Raw genomic sequence first — 5,903 nt, 5'->3', positions numbered from 1 at the left:
AGTTCGAGGACACCGTTCTTCATAGAAGCCTTGATCCGCTCCCTGTCCACGGAATCGGACAGAGTGAACTTCCGGACATACTCCCCGCTTCCAAACTCGAAATGGACATCCTTAGCCCCTTCACGCCGAGAGTATTCAACCCCTCCCCGGATCTCGAGTTCGTTGTCGTTCAGGTCAATGACCAGTGCATCCTTGTCCACCCCTGGCAGGTCCATGAAGATGTGAAACCCGTCCGGGCGCTCAAGGATGTCCGTGGCCGGGCGGAATTGGGCCAGGGTCGTCTTGTCCTTGCTAGTAATTTCTTTGGTCATTTCACACCTCCCCTTATGCCGTCTCGATGCTGATCTTTTTGGGCAGGGCCTCCTCGGCCTTGGGCAGCTCCACGTTCAAAACGCCGTTCTTCATGCTGGCCTGGACCCCGTCTGAGTTGATGGGCACGTTAAGGCTGACGATGCGCTGAAAATTTCCTGTCGGTCGCTCCTGCCGATAATAGGAGCCTTGCTCTGGCTTGCGGGTTCCCTTGAGGACCAGACTACCTTCGGTCAGGGTCAGCTCAATGTCCTCAATGTTCATTCCGGGTATTTCGGCCGAAACATAAATGGTCTTCTCGTCTTCGGCGATATTCACCGGCGGGTACGAGGATCGCCTCTGACTTATGGACAGGGGCCTAGCAAACTCTTCGAAAAGCCGCTCGATATTCTGCGGCAGGTCGTAGTAGGTACTGAAATCTATGACCATTGGTCCACCTCCTTGAGTTTTGGCATGATAATAAGCACCCACGCCAAACCGTCAAGAGGGACCGCAAAAAATGACTTCAACCCAGCTCCCGACATCGTTCCAGAGCCGCCCGCACGGCTTCGTGCAGCCCGGCCTTAACTCCGGCTCTGTCCATGGCGTTCAAACCAGCGATGGTCGTCCCGCCCGGTGAGGTGACCATCTCCTTGAGCAGGGTGACATGGGTTCCGGTTTGAACGGCCATCCCGGCCGTGCCCGAGAACAGGCCGACAATCATTTTCGTGGCCTCGGCCCTGGGTAGGCCAAAAGTCACTCCTGCATCGATCATGGCCTCCATGCAGTGTAGCACAAAGGCAGGTCCGGAGCCGACCAAGGCCGTGAACACGTCCAGCATCGCCTCGGTCAGCACATGGGTCTGCCCCACCGCCGAGAACAGCCCCATGACTCCGTCCCGGACCTCTCGAGAAACTAGGTGATGGTCGAAGCAAAGCCCGAAGACCCCGCCGCCGGTCATGGCCGGGGCATTGGGCATGACCCTGACCACCGGGCAGATGTTACCCGACCACTCGGACAGGGAACCGATACGCACACCCGCTGCAATGGACACCAGATAATGCTCCGATGTCAGCCTGGGGGCCAAGCTCTCGAGAACCGGGCGGACAATCTGGGGCTTGACGGCCAGAATCAGATACGTGCTCTCGGCACACACGGCCTCGGCCGAACCAAGGGACAGTAGCCCGCATTCTCTTGACAGGGCCTCGCCCAAATTCTTGTCGGGATCGAAACCGGCCAGGGATCTCGTCCGATCCCCGGCCAGCCCTCGAACCAGTGCCCCGCCCATGTTGCCGAGGCCGATGAACCCGACGCCGGGAGCCATTAGCCTACCAGCTCCAACCGGCTGAAGAAGTAGGGGATCTCCACGGCCGCCGTCTCCGGAGCGTCGGAGCCGTGGCAGGAGTTGCGCTCAATGTCCAGGGCATAGAGCTTGCGGATGGTACCCTCGGCCGCCTGGGCCGGGTTGGTCGCACCCATGAGCTCCCGGTATTTGGCGATGGCGTTCTCGCCTTCCAGGACGGAAACCACCACCGGCCCGGAACACATGTACTCCGTCAGACTACCGAAAAAGGGCCGCTCTCTGTGCACGGCGTAAAATCCTTCGGCCTGCTTCTTGGACATCCAGACCATCTTCATTGCCTTGATGGTCAGACCGGCGTCCTGGATCATCTTCAGGATGGCCCCCTGCAGGTTGCGCTCCACAGCATCGGGCTTGATGATGGAAAAAGTCTGTTCGATCATGATCGGTCTCTCCTCGTTTACTCGTTAGTCGTTTGGAAAAAACTCGGGTCTATCGTCCGGCCAGGTCTCCGGCCCGGCATACGGCCACTCCCGGATCCCGCTCCCTGGACCAAAGCTCCAGGGCCGTCAGGGTCTCGGGATATGGATGGCCGATGGCCACGGCCCGGCCGATCCTTTTGGCCATGGACTCGGCCTTGCGCAATTGATCGAGAATGGCCTCGACATCCTGGTCATTGTCTAGGAATACGTTGCGGTTCAGATACCGGCAGTTCAGATCCCGGCAGACGGCCCTGGCCACGGTGTTCGGTGTGGTGATGCTGTCCACGAAGAACAGGCCTCTGGAGGCGATCTCTCCGACCACGACCTCCATTCCGGACCGGTGCTCGGTGAACAGGGATCCCATGTGGTTGTTGGCCCCCGAGGCCCCGGGCACCCGGTCCAACTCCCTGCGGACTATGTCCCGGATCTCGTCCGGCCCCATGTCCACGAACAGAGCCCCGGGACCGGGGTCGACTCCGGGATACCCCTTGGGCTGCATGGGAAGGTGCAGAAGAACCTCAAGGCCGCTATCCTTGGCCAGCCGGGCTACCTCGACAGCCCGGGTCGTGAACGGCAGAATCGAAAAGGTCAGGTCGAAGTCCAGGGCAGCCAACCGTTTGGCTTCCTTGAGGCTCTCGCCCATGTCATCGATGATGATGGCCATTCTGGCCTTAGGCTCGAGAGCCGGCTTCGGAACCGGACGCAGACCATTGGCCTCCAGACCGAGGAAAAGAACAGCCACTCCGTCCAGACGAACCTCCGCCGCCGTGGAGGATTCATTCAGAATCTTGATCCCGGCCCCGTCTACCAGGTGGGTCAGATTCTCCCGCAGACGCTGGATAAAACCAAGAGGGTCGCCGACCCCCCGGATGACGTATCGCCTGTACTCGAAGGACTCGCCCCTGTGCCGTCGCTCCTCGGGCCGGTCCTCCTCGACCTGCCCCTGAGTCAGTCCCAGGGTGAACAGGGTCTGAACCAGGGACAACTCCACCTCCTTGACCCGGATGGCAAAGGTCTCCCCGGAGTGTTCCTCGTATTGGGTCACGGCCTGCCTGACGGAGGCCTTGGCAGGCTTGGCGGTTTCCGGTTTCGGATCCCGAGTCTGCGCAACAGGAGAGGGTTTGCGGTCCTCTTTCGTCGTTGCAACGACCGGCTTTGATCTGATCGAAGGTTGAATCAAAATCCAGGCCAGGACCGTCATGGACAGCACCAGCACCGCTCCCATGGCGAAAAGCCCAGCCGAAAGGAACTTCGGCCTGGCCTTTTTCCGAGTCGGGGCCGATCTCTTCTTGGCCGCCGATTTCTTGGCCTTATCTGATGGCTTCGAATTCTTGGCCGTCTGCTTCGTCTGCCCGGCCTTGGATGCCCGGCCCTTGGTCACCATGCTGATTCTGACCGTTAGGAAAAATCTATTTGGCCGAGCCAGCGGACACGGCCCCAAGCCTTGGCAGGGACTTGACGATCTGCAAGGCCAGACGCAGCTGGTTATCGCGTTCCAGGCGCTCGGCTGCGTCCAGATCGACCTCGTCGGCATCATCCTCGCTGTCGGGCTGATCGGGATTGTCCAGGTGTTCGGACAAATTCTCCTCTCGGAGGGTGAACAGCTGATCATCCCCCCCTCTCGTGGCCCCCACGATCAGGGGAACCTCCAGATCCGGGGCGATGCCCTGGGCCTGGATCGAACGGCCGTTAGGGGTGTAGTAGAGGGCGATAGTCAGCTTGACCGCCGAACCGTCGTCCAGGGGAATCATGGTCTGGACCGAACCCTTGCCGAAGGTCTTCTCGCCGATGAGTACGGCCCGATTCTGGTCCTGTAGGGCCCCGGCCACGATCTCCGAAGCCGACGCCGAACCAGAATTGATCAGGATTACCATTGGGCAAAGGATGTCGTCGTCCTGTTTTTTGGCCTTGTATTCCCGTCGGCTGTTCTCTTCCCGACCCTGGGTGTAGACAATGAGCCCCCCTTCCAGAAAGGCGTCGGAAACGGAAACGGCCTGGTCCAGAAGTCCGCCGGGATTGTTCCGCAAATCCAGAACAAGTCCCTTGAGCGGTGTCGACTTGGCGAATTCTGTCACCGCCTTTCTCATCTCGTCCAGTGTCGTGGCCTTGAAGTCGGTGAGCTGGAGATACATGTAGCCCGGTTCCAGGGGCATGGACTTGACGCTGTAGATGGGGATGGCCCCCCGGACGATGGTCACCCGCTCCGGACGGCGCGAATCCTTGTGCATGATGGTCAAGGTCACGGCCTCGCCCTTAGGCCCCCGGATTCGGTTCACGGCCTCGGTCAGGGAAAAATCCTGGGTCGGCTCCCCGTTGATCTCCAAGATGATGTCTCCGGCCAGGAGCCCGGCCTTGTCTGCCGGGGTGTCCTCGATGGGTGCAATGACTGTCAGCCGTCTGTCCTTGATCCCGATCTGGACACCTATGCCGCCAAATTCTCCGGCGAACTCCTCCTGCATCATCACGAATTCCTTGGCCTCGATGAAGGTCGAATGCGGATCCAGCTTCTGGAGCATGCCCTTGATGGCCCCGTTCATGGCCTCTTCTCGGTCCACCGGATGGACGTAGTTCTCCTCGACCAGATCCAGAACCTTGCTGAACCGCTTCAGAGGCCCGTACAGATCCTGATCCGTGGCCAGCCCCGGCCCGGGCATGCAGGCCAGACTCAGCACCATCAGGCACGTTCCCACGACATGACTCGTCCGCATTATTTCCTCCGTCCTAGACATGTTGCCATGATATCCAGTCAGCGTTGACGCCTACTTTTCAGCAAACCATTGCAGGGGGTTAACGGCTTTCTGGCCATAACGCAATTCAAAATAGAGGCCCGGCCCCCGGGCCTCGGGATAGGGCCCACAGACTCCGACAACCTCTCCCTTCTCCACCTTGGCCCCTGACTGGACCGAGGCCTCGGCCAAAAAGGCGTACAGGCTGTAATACTGATCTCCGTGGAACAGGACCACGACTTGGCCGAAGCCACGAAGCTGACCAACGTGGACCACTTGGCCCCAGCACACGGCCCGGACTTCCTGGCCCTGTTCAAGGGCCATCCCCAAGCCCTTGGACGGGGGGGAGGCCCCAGGGTCGAATTTCTTGACCACCTTTCCCTTGGCCGGCCAAGGCAGGAAACCCTTGAGATTGACGATCTGCTTCGTACTCAAAATTCGGATCTTGTAATTCAGATCTCGGATCGACTCCAAAAGGGAGTTGACCTCCTCCTCACGCTCGAGCTTGACAGCCCGAAGCTTCTGAACCTCCTGAACCAGAACCAGCCTATCCTTGAGGGTCTCATTTTTCAGCTGATTCACGCCTTCCAAAGCGGCCTCGGCCTCGGATTTCAAGGCCTCCAGTCGCTTGAGGCCCTCGGCCGTCTCCTCGGCCATCCTTCTGACGACCCGCATGGTTTCCCGAGTCCGGCCATAAAAAAACGACAGCCAGGAGAACATCCGGTCCATTTCGGCCCAATCGGACATGTTCCGCATCTGGCTTTCCAGACTCTTGAAATAGGCCGGCCAGAGCCAAGCCATCAAACGGCTCAACTCCTCGGACTTCTGTCCGAGTTCCTTGCCGAGCCACTCGTACTCGGCCTTGGCCTCGCTCTCCCGGGCCTCAATGGCCGACAGGGCCTGCTCATGCTCCTGAACTCTGGACTCAAGATCGCGGACCTTGTCTTCAAACTTGGCAAGATCCTTGTATTTTTTCCTCTCCTCGGCCGTCAGCCTAGCCATTTCCTTCTTCTTGGCCTGGACTGCGGACTCCCGATCGGTCACGGAACGCTTGAGCTCGTCCAGGTTGGTGGCCAAGGCCGAAGACCCACAGGCCAGGGCAAGAAT

The 5,903-nt window shown here is 59.6% G+C and carries 7 protein-coding genes; all 7 read right to left on the bottom strand.

Features of this window, described 5'->3' with window-relative positions; all coding sequences use genetic code 11:
• Nucleotides 1-311: Hsp20/alpha crystallin family protein (locus tag EOM25_11675; protein ID NCC25831.1), on the bottom strand; the 311-nt coding region annotated here is incomplete at its 3' end.
• Between the two features lie 13 nt (nucleotides 312-324).
• Nucleotides 325-738, bottom strand: a complete 414-nt coding sequence (locus tag EOM25_11670) for an Hsp20/alpha crystallin family protein (GenBank protein ID NCC25830.1) — start codon at nucleotides 736-738, stop codon at nucleotides 325-327.
• A gap of 76 nt (nucleotides 739-814) precedes the next feature.
• On the bottom strand, nucleotides 815-1,612 hold the full coding sequence (proC, locus tag EOM25_11665; protein ID NCC25829.1) for a pyrroline-5-carboxylate reductase: 798 nt from the start codon (nucleotides 1,610-1,612) through the stop codon (nucleotides 815-817).
• Nucleotides 1,612-2,031: a nucleoside-diphosphate kinase gene (locus tag EOM25_11660; GenBank protein ID NCC25828.1), complete on the bottom strand. Its 420-nt coding sequence runs from the start codon at nucleotides 2,029-2,031 to the stop codon at nucleotides 1,612-1,614. The genes proC and EOM25_11660 overlap by 1 nt, the downstream gene beginning before the upstream one ends.
• 49 nt (nucleotides 2,032-2,080) lie before the next feature.
• Nucleotides 2,081-3,607, bottom strand: a complete 1,527-nt coding sequence (locus EOM25_11655; protein ID NCC25827.1) for a divergent polysaccharide deacetylase family protein — start codon at nucleotides 3,605-3,607, stop codon at nucleotides 2,081-2,083.
• Complete coding sequence (locus EOM25_11650) at nucleotides 3,480-4,778, bottom strand: S41 family peptidase (GenBank protein NCC25826.1); 1,299 nt, start codon at nucleotides 4,776-4,778, stop codon at nucleotides 3,480-3,482. Before EOM25_11650 ends, EOM25_11655 begins: the two co-directional genes overlap by 128 nt.
• Before the next feature lie 51 nt (nucleotides 4,779-4,829).
• Nucleotides 4,830-5,903, bottom strand: a 1,074-nt coding sequence (locus EOM25_11645) for a hypothetical protein (GenBank protein ID NCC25825.1), incomplete at its 5' end; no start/stop codon positions are given.

This window comes from Deltaproteobacteria bacterium (assembly GCA_009929795.1).
Taxonomy (GTDB): domain Bacteria; phylum Desulfobacterota; class Desulfovibrionia; order Desulfovibrionales; family Desulfomicrobiaceae; genus RZZR01.
This window is presented reverse-complemented; position numbering and strand designations above follow the sequence as displayed.

Coding starts and splice junctions, on each gene's coding strand:
- EOM25_11670 (NCC25830.1), bottom strand. CDS start 738: ATGGTCATAGATTTCAGTACCTACTACGACCTGCCGCAGAATATCGAG.
- proC (NCC25829.1), bottom strand. CDS start 1,612: ATGGCTCCCGGCGTCGGGTTCATCGGCCTCGGCAACATGGGCGGGGCA.
- EOM25_11660 (NCC25828.1), bottom strand. CDS start 2,031: ATGATCGAACAGACTTTTTCCATCATCAAGCCCGATGCTGTGGAGCGC.
- EOM25_11655 (NCC25827.1), bottom strand. CDS start 3,607: ATGATGCCGACGAGGTCGATCTGGACGCAGCCGAGCGCCTGGAACGCG.
- EOM25_11650 (NCC25826.1), bottom strand. CDS start 4,778: ATGCGGACGAGTCATGTCGTGGGAACGTGCCTGATGGTGCTGAGTCTG.